General features: G+C 59.6%; 17 protein-coding genes and 1 tRNA gene. 5 read left to right on the top strand and 13 right to left on the bottom strand.

All coding sequences use genetic code 11. From position 1 onward, the window contains the following. Nucleotides 1-5: 5 nt before the first annotated feature. The gene (locus AADA15_RS00090) at nucleotides 6-1,181 is read right to left on the bottom strand and encodes an acyl-CoA dehydrogenase family protein (RefSeq protein ID WP_341639508.1); all 1,176 of its coding nucleotides are present in this window, start codon (nucleotides 1,179-1,181) and stop codon (nucleotides 6-8) included. A 140-nt stretch (nucleotides 1,182-1,321) separates the two neighbouring features. Between AADA15_RS00090 and AADA15_RS00085 the strand changes: the two genes are divergently transcribed. The 3 genes from AADA15_RS00085 (at nucleotide 1,322) to AADA15_RS00075 (ending at nucleotide 3,685) form a co-directional block, all read left to right on the top strand. Then, nucleotides 1,322-2,317, top strand: coding sequence for an NADPH:quinone oxidoreductase family protein (locus tag AADA15_RS00085; protein WP_341639507.1), 996 nt, complete (start codon nucleotides 1,322-1,324; stop codon nucleotides 2,315-2,317). A 163-nt stretch (nucleotides 2,318-2,480) separates the two neighbouring features. After that, nucleotides 2,481-2,933: a type II 3-dehydroquinate dehydratase gene (gene aroQ / locus AADA15_RS00080; RefSeq protein ID WP_341639506.1), complete on the top strand. Its 453-nt coding sequence runs from the start codon at nucleotides 2,481-2,483 to the stop codon at nucleotides 2,931-2,933. Further along, nucleotides 2,930-3,685, top strand: coding sequence for a LuxR family transcriptional regulator (locus tag AADA15_RS00075; protein WP_341639505.1), 756 nt, complete (start codon nucleotides 2,930-2,932; stop codon nucleotides 3,683-3,685). Before aroQ ends, AADA15_RS00075 begins: the two co-directional genes overlap by 4 nt. A gap of 457 nt (nucleotides 3,686-4,142) precedes the next feature. Here AADA15_RS00075 and tsf read toward each other — a convergent pair whose 3' ends face one another. The 5 genes from tsf to AADA15_RS00050 form a co-directional block, all read right to left on the bottom strand. Beyond that, the gene (tsf, locus tag AADA15_RS00070; RefSeq protein ID WP_341639504.1) at nucleotides 4,143-5,018 is read right to left on the bottom strand and encodes a translation elongation factor Ts; all 876 of its coding nucleotides are present in this window, start codon (nucleotides 5,016-5,018) and stop codon (nucleotides 4,143-4,145) included. A 78-nt stretch (nucleotides 5,019-5,096) separates the two neighbouring features. Beyond that, nucleotides 5,097-5,864 (bottom strand): 30S ribosomal protein S2, encoded by a 768-nt coding sequence (rpsB, locus tag AADA15_RS00065; RefSeq protein ID WP_341639503.1) that lies wholly within the window; start codon nucleotides 5,862-5,864, stop codon nucleotides 5,097-5,099. 155 nt (nucleotides 5,865-6,019) lie between these two features. Then, on the bottom strand, nucleotides 6,020-6,859 hold the full coding sequence (gene olsA / locus AADA15_RS00060; RefSeq protein WP_341640055.1) for a lyso-ornithine lipid O-acyltransferase: 840 nt from the start codon (nucleotides 6,857-6,859) through the stop codon (nucleotides 6,020-6,022). Nucleotides 6,860-6,866: 7 nt separating this feature from the next. After that, the gene (gene olsB, locus AADA15_RS00055; RefSeq protein ID WP_341639502.1) at nucleotides 6,867-7,625 is read right to left on the bottom strand and encodes an L-ornithine N(alpha)-acyltransferase; all 759 of its coding nucleotides are present in this window, start codon (nucleotides 7,623-7,625) and stop codon (nucleotides 6,867-6,869) included. 104 nt (nucleotides 7,626-7,729) lie between these two features. Beyond that, on the bottom strand, nucleotides 7,730-7,912 hold the full coding sequence (locus AADA15_RS00050; RefSeq protein WP_341639501.1) for a DUF3553 domain-containing protein: 183 nt from the start codon (nucleotides 7,910-7,912) through the stop codon (nucleotides 7,730-7,732). A gap of 28 nt (nucleotides 7,913-7,940) precedes the next feature. On the opposite strand from AADA15_RS00050, the gene AADA15_RS00045 reads away from it, so the two are divergent. Beyond that, complete coding sequence (locus AADA15_RS00045; RefSeq protein ID WP_341639500.1) at nucleotides 7,941-8,537, top strand: histidine phosphotransferase family protein; 597 nt, start codon at nucleotides 7,941-7,943, stop codon at nucleotides 8,535-8,537. A 66-nt stretch (nucleotides 8,538-8,603) separates the two neighbouring features. On the opposite strand, the gene AADA15_RS00040 is transcribed toward AADA15_RS00045, so the two are convergent. The 7 genes from AADA15_RS00040 to AADA15_RS00010 all read right to left on the bottom strand — a co-directional run bounded on the left by AADA15_RS00040 (nucleotide 8,604) and on the right by AADA15_RS00010 (nucleotide 14,943). Then, the gene (locus AADA15_RS00040) at nucleotides 8,604-9,869 is read right to left on the bottom strand and encodes a glutamate-5-semialdehyde dehydrogenase (RefSeq protein WP_341639499.1); all 1,266 of its coding nucleotides are present in this window, start codon (nucleotides 9,867-9,869) and stop codon (nucleotides 8,604-8,606) included. A 70-nt stretch (nucleotides 9,870-9,939) separates the two neighbouring features. Then, nucleotides 9,940-11,046 carry a glutamate 5-kinase gene (gene proB, locus AADA15_RS00035; RefSeq protein ID WP_341639498.1) on the bottom strand — a complete coding sequence of 369 codons (1,107 nt, stop codon included), beginning with the start codon at nucleotides 11,044-11,046 and terminating at the stop codon, nucleotides 9,940-9,942. Continuing rightward, on the bottom strand, nucleotides 11,034-12,074 hold the full coding sequence (obgE, locus tag AADA15_RS00030; protein ID WP_341639497.1) for a GTPase ObgE: 1,041 nt from the start codon (nucleotides 12,072-12,074) through the stop codon (nucleotides 11,034-11,036). Before obgE ends, proB begins: the two co-directional genes overlap by 13 nt. Before the next feature lie 128 nt (nucleotides 12,075-12,202). Further along, on the bottom strand, nucleotides 12,203-12,745 hold the full coding sequence (locus AADA15_RS00025; protein WP_341639496.1) for a GNAT family N-acetyltransferase: 543 nt from the start codon (nucleotides 12,743-12,745) through the stop codon (nucleotides 12,203-12,205). A 246-nt stretch (nucleotides 12,746-12,991) separates the two neighbouring features. Beyond that, on the bottom strand, nucleotides 12,992-13,261 hold the full coding sequence (gene rpmA, locus AADA15_RS00020) for a 50S ribosomal protein L27 (protein ID WP_341639495.1): 270 nt from the start codon (nucleotides 13,259-13,261) through the stop codon (nucleotides 12,992-12,994). 11 nt (nucleotides 13,262-13,272) lie between these two features. Next, entirely contained in the window at nucleotides 13,273-13,833 is a 561-nt protein-coding gene (rplU, locus tag AADA15_RS00015; RefSeq protein ID WP_341639494.1) for a 50S ribosomal protein L21, read from the bottom strand. Nucleotides 13,834-14,091: 258 nt separating this feature from the next. Next, nucleotides 14,092-14,943, bottom strand: coding sequence for a DUF2059 domain-containing protein (locus AADA15_RS00010; protein ID WP_341639493.1), 852 nt, complete (start codon nucleotides 14,941-14,943; stop codon nucleotides 14,092-14,094). Nucleotides 14,944-15,062: 119 nt separating this feature from the next. Between AADA15_RS00010 and AADA15_RS00005 the strand changes: the two genes are divergently transcribed. Further along, a tRNA-Ser gene (locus tag AADA15_RS00005) sits at nucleotides 15,063-15,152 on the top strand. Nucleotides 15,153-15,200 lie beyond the last annotated feature (48 nt).

Genomic DNA, 15,200 nt, shown 5'->3' with positions numbered 1-15,200 from the left:
GTCTTTCACGCTCCCAAACCCAAAATTCGACGGGAGATAATGGAGAGCATCACCTCGGATGTTCCGCCCTCGATCGAGTTTGCCTTTGTCCGGAGCCAGCTTGGCGCGCGGCCATCCTCCCACGCCAGGGCGTCACTGCCGCCGGCAGCCATGACCAGTTCAAGCCTGCGTTTGTTCAACTCCGTGCCTGCGTATTTCAACATGGCCGAGGCATCGCCCACCCCCTGACCGCCTTCGGCCTGGTCCTTGTAGCGTTCAAGGGTGAGTTCCATCGCCAGTGCGTCCACTTCGGTCCGCATGGCATCGGCACGCAGCACCGGATCGCTGGCTCCGGTCTCACTCTCGGCCAGGACAGCACCCAAGGGACGCCCGGCCCCCATGGTCTGACCGCCCGCGCTGATCATCTCCCGCTCATGGGTGAGCAGGTATTTGGCAACATCCCAGCCCCGGTTCACATCACCGACGACCTGTTCTTTGGGAACCCTGACATCGTCAAAGAAAGTTTCACAGAACGGGGACGCGCCCGAGATCAGTCGAATTGGACGTGTCGTGACACCTTCGCTTTGCATATCCATGAGAATAAAAGATATTCCCTTGTGCTTCGGTGCGTCTTTGTCGGTTCGAAGCAGGGCGAAGATCCAGTCCGCCCTGTCCGCGTAGGAGGTCCAGATCTTTTGCCCGTTGACCAGCCAGTGATCGCCTTTGTCCTCTGCTCTGGATTGCACCCCGGCCAAATCAGACCCGGCACCGGGTTCTGAATATCCCTGGCACCAGCGGATTTCCCCACGGGCGATGGGCGGCAGAAAACGCTTCTTCTGCGCGTCGGTGCCGAATTTGAGCAGCGCAGGACCCAGCATCCATATTCCGAAACTGTCCAATGGCGAGCGCGCGCCAAGGTCTGCCATCTCTTCCTTGAGAATCTTGTCCTGATCCCGGTTCAGCCCCGCTCCACCGTAGGCCCTGGGCCAGGTCGGCACGGTCAGGCCGACCGCAGCGCAGCGTTCCAGCCAAAGCTTCTGTCCCTCCGACGCAAAGGTCCAGTTGCGCCCACCCCAGCAGATTTCGGCCTCCCCACCTGCGCCATCCCGCATATCTTCCGGGCAGTTTTCCTCCAGCCAGGCGCGGATTTTCTTGCGAAAATCAGGCGCATCGGCAAACTCAGTGCCAGACTCTGTGGTCATGCTCTCCCCCCATGGTCCCACGTTACGTCACTTGTTTCGCAGAGCAGAATTGCATTTCGCTATTGCATTGACAACGCTCCCCGGCGGCAGAAGACTTAACGTAATTTCGGAGCTGAGCGCGGCACAAAAGGGAAAACTCAATGAAAGCGATGATGAGCAACGAGCCAGGTGGACCGGAGACATTGGTCTGGAGCGAATTCCCGGATCCGGCGCCCGGCAAGGGGGAACTGCTGATCGAGATCAAGGCTGCCGGTGTCAACTTTCCAGACACGCTGATCATTCAGGATCTCTACCAGATGAAGCCACCGCGCCCCTTTGCACCGGGCGGTGAGATCGCCGGGGTCGTTACAGCCGTTGGCGAGGGCGTCAAAGACTATGAGGTTGGCGACAGGATCCTGGCACTGACAGGTCACGGCGGCTTTGCCACCCATCTTTGCATCGACGCCGGCCGTGCGATCAAGATCCCCGACGCCATGCCCTATGAGGACGCAGCCTGTTTCATCTTTACCTACGGGACCTCTTACCATGCCCTGAAAGACCGGGCCCGACTGAAACCTGGCGAGAGCCTTTTGGTTCTGGGCGCGGCCGGGGGCGTTGGCATTGCCGCAATCGAGCTGGGCAAGGCTATGGGGGCACAGGTCATTGCAGCCGTATCTTCAGATGATAAGGCTGCCTTCTGCCGAGAAGCCGGCGCGGACAAAACACTTGTCTACAAACGCAGCCTCGACAAAAAAGAGCAGAAAGAGTTTTCCAACCAAATCAAAACCCTGTCCGGCAAAGACGGCGTCAATGTCGTCTACGATTCGGTTGGCGGGGCCTATAGCGAGCCTGCCTTGCGGTCTATGGCCTGGGAGGGGCGGTTCCTCGTCGTCGGTTTCCCTGCCGGCATTGCACAGATCCCGATGAACCTGCCGCTCCTCAAAGGCTGCGACATTGTAGGCGTCTTCTGGGGGGCCTCCGTGTTCCGGGACCCCAAAGGGCATGCGGAAAACATTTCCGAACTCTTCGCCCTGTATGAGAAAGGTGCAATAAAGCCCCGCATCAGCGAGAGTTTTCCGATGGAGCAGGCTGGCAAAGCCTTGGACCTGGTCCACGACCGCAAAGCGCTCGGCAAGATCGTGCTGCGCAACGACTAACCCCTACGCTGTAAAGAAGACGGCTTGCGCAGACACGACGCCCGAGCCGTTTTCGCAACTCCGTTTCAGATCAGACACAGTCCCCAAACCATCCTTTTCATTTGTCGCATTCCCAAAACTAGTGCTGTAGTTTCCGCCATATAAACTGCACAGGAAATCCGAGATGCCGAGTGTTCTGCTCTTGAACGGCCCCAACCTCAACCTCTTGGGCACGCGCCAGCCTGAGGTATACGGATCTCAAACCCTCGACATGGTTGAGCGCATGTGTGTGGCTCACGCCGCAGGCCGTGGCCTTGACATGACCTGCCTGCAATCCAACCACGAGGGCGCATTGATAGACGCAATTCACGCGGCGCGCGGCGTGCACGATGGGATCATCCTGAATGCCGGTGCATACACCCATACATCAATTGCGCTGATGGACGCGCTCTTTTCGGTTGCACTTCCTGCAGTTGAAGTTCACCTTTCAAACATCCATGCCCGCGAGGAATTCCGACACAAATCGCATATTTCGCGCGCGGTTATCGGTCAGATTTGTGGCTTTGGCTCCCAAGGGTACCTGTTTGCCATCGATGCCCTGGCCGAGCATTTGAAAAGGGAGGCACAGTCTGAATGAACATGTCGGAGTATCTGCATGTCGTATGTGGCGCCAAGACTCTGGAAGAGCTTTGGCACGCGCACGTCGAACAGATGGCCGAATATGATTTTGACAGGCTTATCTATGGCTATACGCGCTACAAGACGCCGACCTCTCTGGGGGATCCAGAGGATTTTGTCATTCTGTCAAACCACTCCCCGGAGTATCTGAACGGTTTCATCCACAACGGCCTGTATTCCAGCGCGCCTATGTTGCGATGGGCCCTGGAAAACGAAGGTGCAGGCAGCTGGCGTTTGATCCAGAAAATGACCGAGGAGGGCAAACTTGGCGCCGACTCGGAGCGCGTCATTGCCTTCAACAAGAAAATGAACATGACCGCTGGCTATACGGTCAGTTTTTATTCCACATCGGCCCGTTTCAAGGGGGCGATTTCCCTCGCTGCGAGGGCCGGGATATCTCAGGATGATGTGGATGCGATCTGGGACGAGCATGGCAAGGATATCGTCTTGATGAACAACGTGGTTCATCTCAAGATTCTGACCCTGCCCTACACCCCTCCGAACCGCAGCCTGACCAAACGCCAAAGGGAAGCCCTGGAATGGGTCGGTGACGGCAAGACCACCCAGGATATTGCTCTTCTTATGGGGCTTACCCCGGCAACGATCGAAAAACACCTTCGCTTGGCCCGTGACGCCTTGGCCGTAGAGACCACAGCCCAGGCCGTTCTGAAGGCCGCGCTCCAGAATCAGATGTACGTCATGGAATCATAACGGGCGCGCCAAGCCCGCCAAAGATGACCCTAGGTCAATATTTGACACTGAGTGCAAGACGCTAAATAGCGTCAAATAGGTAAGGAATTCACGACTACCGAAATCGTGACCAAAGCTGCAATCTGTAGCCGTTCCGTGAGTGGTGGCTTTGGCCTTGGAACTTTGGGAAACGATCCTTGCGATATCAGGGCTCTCCGACCTGTGTGGTTGTCGGCGTTTATAGTCAACGTCGGCGGCCATGTTTAATGGGGTTCCATTCATCCCCATCAGTGGGACCCCATTTCCCTCTTCCCTTTCGCAACAGGTAGCACGAACCATCGTTGACATCCTGACGACATCACATGGCGTTTTTCTGTTCGTCGATTGAAGGCAGTTTGCACCTCCGCCGGCTCGGCCAATAAAAAGAGCCGACAGGTTTCCCCATCGGCTCTCGAAACGTTTGAATACGCGGAGCGTTTTAGCCTTGAGCTGCCTTGGCAACCTCAGCAGCAAAGTCTTCTTTCTCGACTTCGATGCCTTCGCCCACCTCAACGCGCACGAAACCGGTGATGGTTGCGCCCGCTTCCTTGGCCGCTGCTTCCACGGTCAGGTCTGGGTTCACCACGAACTGCTGGTTCAGCAGGGTGGATTCGGCCACGAATTTGTTCATGCGGCCGACGATCATCTTCTCGATCACCTGCTCCGGCTTGCCGGATTCGCGCGCGATGTCCATCTGAACCTGCTTTTCTTTCTCGACAACCGCCGGATCCAGGTCGGCTGCGCTCAGCGCGGCAGGGTTAACCGCGGCGATGTGCATCGCGACCTGTTTGCCAAACGCCTCGTCGCCACCGGTCATTGCAACCAGAACGCCGATCTTGCCCATGCCGTCGGCAGCCGCGTTGTGCACGTAGGACACAACGATGTCGCCTTCGATCTTGGCCATGCGGCGCAGGGTCATGTTCTCACCAATGGTGGCGATCTTGTCGGTCAGCGTGTCGGCAACGGATTTGCCACCCAGATCGGCCGCATTCAGACCGTCGATATCGTCGACGTCCAGGGCTGCCTTTGCAATGCCGGCAACCATGGCCTGGAACTCGCTGTTCTTGGCGACAAAGTCGGTTTCCGAGTTGACCTCGACGGCAACGCCCTTGCCACCTTCGACAACAACGGCCACCAGGCCTTCTGCAGCGGTACGGCCGGATTTCTTGGCCGCTTTGGCCAGACCTTTGGTGCGCAGCCAGTCAACGGCCGCTTCCATGTCGCCATTGGTTTCGGTCAGCGCTTTTTTGGCGTCCATCATGCCGGCGCCGGTGGCGTCGCGCAGTTCTTTCACGAGTGCAGCTGTGATTGCCATGTTAGGCTCTCCTCAAATCGAAACGGATTTGGGGCAGGAAATACCCTGCCCCTGATGTCAATTCTGTGACGGCCAGGATCAGGCTTCGGCTTCCTCGGAAACCGCTTCCTCTTCCGGAGCTTCTTCCAGGGCGCCGAGGTCAACGCCTGCCGCACCCAGCTGAGCGCTCATGCCGTCCAGGGCCGCACGGGCCACCAGGTCACAGTACAGAGCGATGGCGCGCGATGCGTCGTCGTTGCCCGGAATAATGTAATCAATGCCATCGGGCGAGCAGTTGGTATCGACCACAGCCACAACCGGGATACCCAGTTTCTTGGCTTCGGCGATCGCCAGCGCTTCTTTCTTCACGTCGATGACGAAGAGCAGGTCCGGCACGCCGCCCATTTCGCGGATCCCGCCCAGCGAAGCCTGCAGCTTGGCCTGGTCACGTTCCATGCCCAGACGCTCTTTCTTGGTGAGGCCTTCGGCACCGGATTCCATGCGCTCGTCGATCTCTTTCAGACGGTTGATCGACTGGGAAACGGTTTTCCAGTTGGTGAGCGTACCGCCCAGCCAACGGTGGTTCATGTAGTACTGAGCCGACTTTTCAGCTGCTTCTGCGATGGGCTGTGCGGCCTGACGCTTGGTACCGACGAACAGGATGCGGCCGCCTTTTGCGACAGTGTCGCGGACAACCTGCAGCGCCTGATCCAGCATTGGAACGGTCTGGGTGAGGTCCATGATGTGGATACCGTTGCGTGCGCCATAGATGAAGGGCGACATGCGGGGGTTCCAACGCTGAGTCTGGTGGCCGAAGTGAACGCCAGCTTCCAGCAGCTGACGCATGGTGAACTCGGGAAGAGCCATGCTATTCTTTCCTTTTCCGGTTTTATCCTCGGCGGGGGTCTCAGAGCGGATGCTCCAACCGGCGGCGTGTCAGGGATGTCTCCCCTGAACAGACCAAACCCCGCCTGCGGGTTCGATGGCGCGCGTATAGGCTACCTTTTCATGCTGGGCAAGCCCTATTTTGCGACCTCTGCGCGCAAACAGTCATGCCCCTCGCGCACCATCTCTTCGCAGCGGGCAGCCAGAGCCTTGCGGCTGTCAAAATCCCGCACCCTAAGCGGCGGGTGATACAAGAGCTCAACGCGCCCCTGACGTCGGGCTGCGAGCGTTTTCAGCAGGTGCGGGCCGAACTCCATGTCGCCCCACCAGCCATAAAAGCGGTCAGACTGCCCCTTTGGCGCAAAGAAGGCTACGGAAACCGGCTGGACGCACATGAAGTCACGCAAATGATCGCTAAAGAAGGCTGCGAACAAGGTGGTCTTGAACGGAAGAACCCGCAAGCCATCGGTCGACGTGCCTTCCGGAAAGAACAGCAGCTTGTGACCGGCTTTCAGGCGCTCCTCGAACACCAGCGTCTGCTCCTTGGCTTTTTTACGGTCGCGGTCAATGAAGACCGTTCCCGTGGCCCGTGCCAGCCAGCCAATACCGGGCCAGCCGGCAACCTCTGATTTTGAAACGAAATAGATCCGCTTGCGGGCATTCAACGCAAAAATATCCAGCCAAGAGGTGTGATTGGCCACCACCGCCCCCCTTTCCCGCATCAATTCCCCGCGCGTGGAAAAGCCGATCCCGAGAATGCGAAAGGCATTGCGGCAGACGAACTGGGTGATGAACGGCGTCACCGGCCGGTTCAGACCGCAGATCGGTTGTTCGATCAGACGAACCATCAAGAGGATCAAAAGCCCACCAAAGACCAGGCCGCCAAGCAGAAGCACGCGAACCACCACCAGGACCCAGCCCAAGGGACCAATGACGATGGGATCAGGATCAGTATCGCTGTGCCAGACCGGGTTCATATCCGCTTCACCCGTCCCTGCCACCGGAATAGATCTTTTTCTGCCGCGCATTCATCCGCTCGGTATCCAGGATCAGGCAAACATCTGTGGTGTTGAAACCGTGATCGATATAGGCCCCAGCGCCGACAAAACCGCCAAGCCTGAGGTAAGCCTTGATCAGCGCAGGGACCTCAATCATCGCCTTGCGCCGGTCCAATCTCTCGGGATCGATCAAATCCATGGCCTGATAATAGCGGGAACGCACGCGCAGCTCCGCGGGCGCGAGGTGGCGCTCATGCAATAGAGACAGCGGCGGCGCCAGAGCCTCCACATTGGTACCGGGAAAACTCGCCACCCCAAACAGCACCTCGATATCTCGCTCCGCCACATACCGGGCCAGGCCGTTCCACAGATGGTACATCCCGGCGCCGCCCCGGTAATCGCGATGCAGGCACGAGCGCCCCAGCTCCAACAGGCGCCGCCCCGACGCTTTGAGCGGTGACAGGTCGTATTCCGCCTCGGAATAGAACTGGCCGATCTCGGCGGCCCGATCACTTGTCAGCAGACGATAAACCCCAACCACTTGACCACTTGCGGTATCCGTCAGCAGCATGTGATCGAAAAAGGGGTCAAACCTGTCCCGCTCAAGGCCGACGTCATGATCAACAAGCTCTCCATCGCCGCCCAGTTCGGACACAAAAACCTCATACCGAAGGGCCTGCGCCGCGCGCAGATCCTCCTCGGTTTCGGCAAGGCGGACAGAGAATTCAGGCGAAGGTTGAGGCATGGGAGACTTTGGTTGTCACGTCCAACCGGCGCATACCGTATTCACCGGGAAACACGCAAGAGTTTAACAAAATCGAAAGAGGTTTATTAACCTCTCGTAAACCATTATGGCTCAAACACCGGAACGAGCGGCACCTGGCTTGCGTTGAACACGAGCTTGCCCTGGTCCCTGAAGTTTACGGTGATTTTGCCGGCGGCATTGGACTGAACCTGCCCGAGCCCCCATTCCGGGTGCTCGGGATGCTTTACGAACATGCCCGGAGATAGGATTGCGTTGAGGTCGGTCATGGAGCTGGCCCAATTCGGAGGAATTCACATGGCTGTAGATAACGAAGATCTGCCAGCTTTGATAGGGTCTCGGATCTGTCATGATCTGATCAGCCCGATTGGCGCCATTAACAACGGGCTTGAACTACTTGGAATGTCAGGCCAGGTCTCTGGTCCCGAGATGGAGCTGATTTCAGACAGCGTAACGAATGCCAATGCCCGTATCCGTTTCTTTCGGATCGCCTTTGGCGCTGCTGGCGATCAGCAGATGGGCCGCGCCGAGATCGTCTCGGTTCTTGATGACATCAGCAAGGGCGGTCGTCTGGCCTTTCAGTGGGCGCCGCTCGAAGGCGCCAGCCGTAGCGAGGTGCGCATGGCCCTTCTTGCAGCGCTGTGCCTGGAAAGCGCCCTGCCCTATGGCGGCACGGTCACGATCCTTTGCGCGGATGGGCACTGGACGGTGATTGGCGAAGGCCGCAAGGTGAACATGGACGAGGCCTTGTGGGCGCGCCTGACCGACAAAACCGCCGAGATTGAAGTCACCCCAGCGCAGGTCCAGTTTGCATTGCTTCCGCTGGCGGCCGAACAGGCAGGCCGCAGCATCCGGGTCGATCCGATGCTTGAGAAGATCTCGATCCACTTTTGAGGCGCCACACCTTTGCGAACGCAGAACGCCACCCTGCGAGGGTGGCGTTTTCAGTTTAAGGCAAGGTCAGGCGCGGACCGCTCCATTGCCCCGTACCAGATACTTGAAACTGGTCAGCTGCGCGGCTCCTACCGGGCCACGGGCGTGCATCTTGCCCGTGGCAATCCCGATCTCGGCCCCCATGCCAAACTCTCCTCCATCAGCAAACTGTGTGGAGGCGTTGTGCATCAGGATGGCACTGTCGAGTTCGGCAAAGAATTTTTTCACCGCTGTCTCGTCCTCGGTCAGGATACAATCGGTATGCTGCGAGTGGTGCGCGCGGATAAAGGCAATCGCCTCGTCGATATCAGCAACTTCGCGCGCAGCAATGATGGCATCGAGATATTCCTTGCCCCAGTCCTCATCCGTCGCCGCCACCATACCATCGGGGCCGGGCAGACCCGCCGCGGCATGGATTTCCACGCCCGCTTGCGCCAGAGCCGTCAGCACGTCCTTGCCAATCGTCGCGGCGACATCGCGATGAATCAGCAGACATTCCGCCGCGCCGCAGATGCCGGTACGCCGCGTCTTGGCATTGAGGACCACCTCCAGCGCCTTTTGGGGATCAGCCGCTTTATCGATGTAGATATGAACGATCCCCTCCAGATGGGCAAAGACGGGCACCCGCGCCTCGCGCTGGACCAATCCAACGAGCCCCTTGCCACCGCGCGGAACGATCACATCCACATAGTCGGTCATGGTAAGCAGCTCCTGCACCGCAGCGCGGTCGCGCGTCGGCACCAGTTGCACCGCCGTCTCGGGCAGTTCCGCTGCCTTCAAGCCCTCAACCAGGCAGGCATGGATGGCACGGGCCGAATGGAAGCTTTCGGAGCCGCCGCGCAGGATCACGGCATTGCCGGACTTGAGGCACAGGGCACCGGCATCGGCCGTCACATTGGGGCGGCTCTCATAGATCACGCCGATAACCCCCAAAGGTGTGCGCACCCGCTGGATCCTGAGCCCCGAAGGCTGCGTCCATTCTTCCAGAACCGCACCAACGGGATCGCCCTGTGCAGCCACTGCCCGCAGCCCATCAACAATGCCCTGGATGCGCGCCTCATCCAGCATCAGCCGGTCCATCATCGCGGGCGACAGGCCCTTTTCGCGGCCAAAATCCATATCCTTGGCATTGGCGGCAATAATCTCGGCCCGCCGCGCCCAGACCGCATCGGCAGCGGCCAAAAGCGCCTTTTCCTTGCGTTCGGCGCTGGCTGTTGCCAGTTTTGCAGCTGCAAACTTTGCGTTTTTGCCAAGCTCGGCCATGATGGCCTTGATGTCACTGTTGTCTTTCATCGGTTCTGCCTTTGACGCCCTCGCGCAGACCCTACTGCGAAACCCGAGGGAAATTCCATAAAGAAGAGGATCAGAAGGCGATGTCGTCCCGGTGGATCAGCGCCGCCCGGCCCGGATAGCCAAGCGTTGCCTCGATCTCTGCTGACTGGCGCCCCTGAATGGCACGGGCCTCGTCGCCGGTATAGCGCGACAGCCCCTGCCCCAGTTTGCGCCCGTCCGGGCCAAGGATGGCCAGGGGCTCACCCCGGCCAAAGTCTCCTTCTACGTAGCGCACGCCGGCGGGCAGCAGGCTTTTGCCGTTCATCAGCGCATGGGCCGCACCGGCATCAACGGTGATGACGCCTCGCGTCTTCATCGCGGCGATCCAGCGCTTGCGCGCCACTTGCGGATCCCCTTGCGCCGTGAACCAGGTGCAGGGTGCACCGTCTTCGAGTGTTTTCAGTGGGTTCAAAGCCGACCCTTCAGTGATCACCATGGCGCAGCCTGCTGCGGTGGCCATCTTGGCCGCCACCAACTTGGTGATCATGCCGCCCTTGGAAAGCCCCGAAACGCCATCGCCGGCCATGGCTTCGATTTCGGGCGTGATCTCATCGATCCGGTCAAAACGCTTTGCCTCGGGATCCTGCGCGGGATTGGCACTGTAAAACCCATCCACGTCGGACAACAGCACCAGCGTATCGGCGCCCACGGTCACGGCAACTTGCGCCGCCAGCCGGTCATTGTCCCCATAGCGGATCTCATCGGTGGCAATGGTGTCGTTTTCGTTGACGATGGGCACGGCGCCAAGGCCGATCAAGGTTTCCAGCGTGGCGCGGGAATTGAGGTAACGGCGACGGTCCGCGCTGTCCTCCAGCGTGACCAGAACCTGCGCGGTGGTGATGCCATGGGGCGCAAGGGCTTCCTCATAGGCGCGCGCCAGGCGGATCTGACCCACCGCTGCGGCGGCTTGCGATTGCTCCAGCGGCAGTTCAGTGCGCGGCAGGCCCAACACCCCCCGCCCAAGGGCAATCGACCCGGACGAGACGATCACCACATCCTTGCCCTGCCCCTTGAGCCAGGCAACATCATTGGCCAGAGAATGCAGCCAGCCTGCGCGCATGTTGCCGGTTTGTCGATCAACCAAAAGGGCCGAACCGATCTTGATCACAACCCGGTGCGCGTCGCTCAGGGCTGCCACGGAGCGTCCCCCTCCTCTTCCTGAGGCTTCAGCCGCAGGCGGTCTTCGTCGATCTGGCTGCGCAGGGCGCGAAGGACCTCGGTCAGACCTTCACGGCTGACCCCGGACATCATGTAGACTGGACCTCCCACCGCGTCTTCAAGGGCGGCCTTCGCCTCGGCGCGCTCTTCGTCATCCAGCGCATCCACCTTGTTGAGCGCAGTAATCCGGGGCTTGTCGGCAAGTTCGCCGCCGTAAGCTTCGAGTTCTCCGATGATGGTATGATAGTCTTCGACCACCGTATCGGATGTGCCGTCCACCAGATGCAACAGCACTGCGCAGCGCTCCACATGTCCAAGGAAGCGATCACCGATCCCCCGTCCCTCGTGCGCCCCCTCGATGAGGCCGGGAATATCCGCCACCACGAATTCGGCATTATCCACGCCTACAACCCCCAGGTTGGGGTGCAGCGTGGTAAAGGGGTAATCGGCAATCTTTGGACGTGCATTCGAGGTGGCCGAAAGGAAGGTGGATTTGCCTGCATTGGGAAGACCCAGAAGCCCTGCATCGGCGATCAGCTTCAGACGCAGCCAGATGGTGCGATCCACGCCCTCTTGCCCCGGATTGGCGCGGCGCGGAGCCTGGTTTACCGAGGTCTTGAAATGAAGGTTGCCAAAGCCGCCATTGCCGCCCTTGGCAAGCAGCACCCGCTGGCCCAGCTCGGTCATGTCGGCGAGGACCGTCTCTTCATCCTCATCCAGAATCTCGGTGCCGACAGGAACGCGCAGGATGATGTCATCGCCATCCTTGCCGGTGCGCTGCCGCCCCATGCCGGACTGGCCGTTCTTGGCAAAGAAATGCTGCTGGTACCGGAAATCGATCAGCGTGTTGAGGCCATCAACGGCCTCTACCCAGACAGATCCGCCTTTGCCGCCGTCACCACCATCCGGGCCGCCATATTCGATGTACTTCTCGCGCCGGAAGCTGATGCATCCATTCCCTCCGGCACCAGAGCGGATATAGACCTTTGCCAGATCGAGGAATTTCATGTCTGCTCCTTCATGCAAGGACGCCTTCTGCGCCCTCGCCAGTCAATGATCGGTCGGCGCCGCCTTTGGCGCCCCCCGTGGTTTTCTGATTGCCTTACCCGATCCCTTCGCAGGGGCCAATCGGCAAATTAGACGCCGTGCTTGCGACTGTAGGTCCAGGTCGGAACCGTGGCATCGCGAGCAACGCAAAAGGTTTCGGCATCCCCGAGGTATTCAAAGCCGCAATGGATCAGAACCCGCGCCGAGGCCGGATTGTCCTGAAAGACCGACGCGAACATCGCCGCATTGCCAAGCGGATTTGCCCGCACCAGCGCTTCAAGCGCCTCAGAGGCAAGGCCGGTGTTCCAGAACGCCGGAGCGACCCAATAGGCCACCTCGGACTGGTTGCGGTCCATCCGCTTGAGCCCGATCACGCCCTTCAGTTCATCCCCGCCCGAGGGCGTACCATCGATGGCCCAGACGTCTTCGTCCCGGTCCGCGCCCATGGCCCGGCTCACATAGGCCTCTGCCGCGCCAGGCGGCAGGGGATGCGGAATCGAAGAGGTCATCCGGGCAACGCGCTCGTCCCCCGCGTAGTGGGCAATCAACCCCTCATCCGATTTGCGCAAAGGGCGCAGCACGAAACGCTCTGTCTCGATGATGGGCTGCGTGCCGATCTGATCCAAGCTCATTCCGCTCTCCTCCTTAAAAAACCTTCATCCGCTCTGCGTCTCGCTCACGAAACCCCTTGCCCCTAGATAGGTATCGATCCGTGTCGTGCCAGACGGCCGCGGTACAACTCCTCCACTCTGGTTTTTCACCAATGTTTGATCCCGACCGTCCTTTTCGGGCCATACCTCAAAACCATTGAGAAAACCAAAAAGGGGACCGGCTGAATCGCCGATCCCCCAAAATTTTCTTGCCACGTCGGGTTCGGCTTACTCAGCGGCCTCCGCCACTGGGAGAACCGATACAAAGGTGCGGCCCTTGAGGCCCTTGTGGAAGGTCACAGCACCGTCGGTGGTTGCAAAGATAGTGTGATCCTTGCCCAGACCAACGCCTTCGCCCGGCCAGAACTTGGTGCCGCGCTGACGTACGATGATGTTGCCTGAGATGGCCGCCTGGCCACCATAGAGTTTCACGCCAAGGCGGCGACCGGCTGAGTCGCGGCCGTTACGGGAGGAACCGCCAGCTTTCTTATGTGCCATTGTCTATCTCCTTAGCCTTTGGCCAGATCTTTGGCCTGTTCAACCCATTCGGGCTTCACTTTGACAGCGTCGATAGCAGCAATATCGTCTGCCGACAAGGCCGCGATCTGAGCAAAGCTGGTGATGCCAGCCTCGTTCAGCTTCTTGGCGGCGGCAGGGCCAACACCGGTCAGCTGGGTCAGGTCATCCGCAGCGCCAGCGGCCGGAGCGGCCTTGGGTGCGGCTTTGGCAGCAGCTTTCGGAGCAGCCTTGGTTGCGCCCGACGCCACGATCTCGGTGATCTTGATCAGGGTCAGCTTCTGACGGTGACCCTTGGTGCGCTTGGAAGAGTGCTTCCGGCGACGCTTCACGAAGTGAATGAGCTTTTCACCTTTGATCTGGTCGATCACCTCTGCCTTAACGGCAGCGCCATCAACGAGAGGAGCGCCGACAACCGGTGCGTCGCCACCAAGCATCAGAACTTCGTCGAACTGGATTGTTTCGCCGGCATCTGCAGCAAGTTTCTCAACGCGGAGCACGTCGCCCGCCTGAACCTTGTACTGCTTGCCGCCAGTCTTGAGGACCGCAAACATGTGCGTCTTTCCTTTTTCAACCGCGTCCTTTGGCCCCTGAGACTCAGGCGTTGGTGGCTTTCAGCGCGAGCGCCGGGTGCCGCCTCGAACAGCGCGACCTTTGAAAAGGTCGTTATGACAAAATAACCCCGGCGCAGGGAAACCAGGCCGGGATGCGTGCCTTTTAACCATCTGGCTTTGTGTGTCAACAGAAAGATGGACGTGTGAGCCGCTCAGCGCCCCCGCCTCTTTGCCCCCCCGCCTCAAGGCGCGTCGGCTTCAGATATCCTCACCCTGCCCCAGCCCCTGAAGTCGGTATGCCAGTTCTTCGTAGCGGTTGGCGGTAATCTCGTATTGGACGGCATTCAGCAGCGCATAGACCTCCTGCATCAAGGGCGCTTCCAGAGCTCGCACATATGAGCGCACTTCGTCGTCTGAAAACCCCTGGTAGGTATAGGCAGAAGAGGCAATCGCAGAGGCGTTCAAGGCCATCCGCAGCCCCGCAGCCTGTTCTTCCTGCCAGGCGCGTAGCCCCTCCGCATCGAGCTGCAGATCGATGACGCCGGCTGCACTGGCCGCCATGATGAATCGGAACTGGATCTGCTGAACGGCCTTCACAGCGGTATCCGCCGTGTCAATCGCCCTGTTCATACGCTGCAGCAGCGCAACCCGGTCGCTGCCTGCCCGCACGAGATCCGAGATGATCCGCTGGCCGGCTTCCTGCTTGACCTCATCGTCTTCGACCTTGTGCGCTGCGTTCTCGGCCGCAACCAGGCGTTGCCCCAGGTCGCTGGCGTAAAACGCCTGGGCGTGATCAAGGGCGCCATCATCCAGAGTCCCTTCCAGGATATCAAGCGCCAGTTCACGCATTTTCCGCCGATCAAAGACCTGTTCGGAAATCCGGGTCCACTGCTGTCCGAAATCCTCAGCCTCAAGGCCCAGCATCCGGGGGGCACTTCCCGCGGACAAGGCGATGCTGTCCAGCGCAACGTCAAAGCCGGTCACCTCAAGGAATGTCACAACCCGGGCCCGATCGGCAGCACGGGTCGCGGTGCTCAGAAACATCAGCGCAAGCGCAGCGAGCAGGATCGCGGCAAGGATCGGAGCGGGTCGGAATGTCTGTTTGGTCATGGGTTCAAAACTATGGGAAATTCCGCGGCAGGCAATGAAAAAGACGCTTTCTCGGATTTCGTGGAAAATCCCCCTTGCGCCCATGCACATTCCTGATTAAACCGCCGCTCACCCCCCGCGGAGAGGTGCCGGAGTGGTCGAACGGGGCGGTCTCGAAAACCGTTGTCCCTTCACGGGGACCCAGGGTTCGAATCCCTGTCTCTCCGCCACTACCCCCATCCAAGTACATGAATCTATACGCAAATACGGGATTGAGG

The sequence above is a fragment of the Phycobacter sedimenti genome (genome assembly GCF_038148855.1).
Classification (GTDB): Bacteria; Pseudomonadota; Alphaproteobacteria; order Rhodobacterales; family Rhodobacteraceae; genus Phycobacter; species Phycobacter sedimenti.
This window is presented reverse-complemented; position numbering and strand designations above follow the sequence as displayed.

Coding starts and splice junctions, on each gene's coding strand:
- olsB (WP_341639502.1), bottom strand. CDS start 7,625: ATGCCTCAACCTTCGCCTGAATTCTCTGTCCGCCTTGCCGAAACCGAG.
- AADA15_RS00050 (WP_341639501.1), bottom strand. CDS start 7,912: ATGACCGACCTCAACGCAATCCTATCTCCGGGCATGTTCGTAAAGCAT.
- AADA15_RS00085 (WP_341639507.1), top strand. CDS start 1,322: ATGAAAGCGATGATGAGCAACGAGCCAGGTGGACCGGAGACATTGGTC.
- AADA15_RS00075 (WP_341639505.1), top strand. CDS start 2,930: ATGAACATGTCGGAGTATCTGCATGTCGTATGTGGCGCCAAGACTCTG.
- tsf (WP_341639504.1), bottom strand. CDS start 5,018: ATGGCAATCACAGCTGCACTCGTGAAAGAACTGCGCGACGCCACCGGC.
- aroQ (WP_341639506.1), top strand. CDS start 2,481: ATGCCGAGTGTTCTGCTCTTGAACGGCCCCAACCTCAACCTCTTGGGC.
- AADA15_RS00010 (WP_341639493.1), bottom strand. CDS start 14,943: ATGACCAAACAGACATTCCGACCCGCTCCGATCCTTGCCGCGATCCTG.
- AADA15_RS00090 (WP_341639508.1), bottom strand. CDS start 1,181: ATGACCACAGAGTCTGGCACTGAGTTTGCCGATGCGCCTGATTTTCGC.
- AADA15_RS00040 (WP_341639499.1), bottom strand. CDS start 9,869: ATGAAAGACAACAGTGACATCAAGGCCATCATGGCCGAGCTTGGCAAA.
- rplU (WP_341639494.1), bottom strand. CDS start 13,833: ATGTTTGCGGTCCTCAAGACTGGCGGCAAGCAGTACAAGGTTCAGGCG.
- rpsB (WP_341639503.1), bottom strand. CDS start 5,864: ATGGCTCTTCCCGAGTTCACCATGCGTCAGCTGCTGGAAGCTGGCGTT.
- AADA15_RS00045 (WP_341639500.1), top strand. CDS start 7,941: ATGGCTGTAGATAACGAAGATCTGCCAGCTTTGATAGGGTCTCGGATC.
- olsA (WP_341640055.1), bottom strand. CDS start 6,859: ATGAACCCGGTCTGGCACAGCGATACTGATCCTGATCCCATCGTCATT.
- obgE (WP_341639497.1), bottom strand. CDS start 12,074: ATGAAATTCCTCGATCTGGCAAAGGTCTATATCCGCTCTGGTGCCGGA.
- AADA15_RS00025 (WP_341639496.1), bottom strand. CDS start 12,745: ATGAGCTTGGATCAGATCGGCACGCAGCCCATCATCGAGACAGAGCGT.
- rpmA (WP_341639495.1), bottom strand. CDS start 13,261: ATGGCACATAAGAAAGCTGGCGGTTCCTCCCGTAACGGCCGCGACTCA.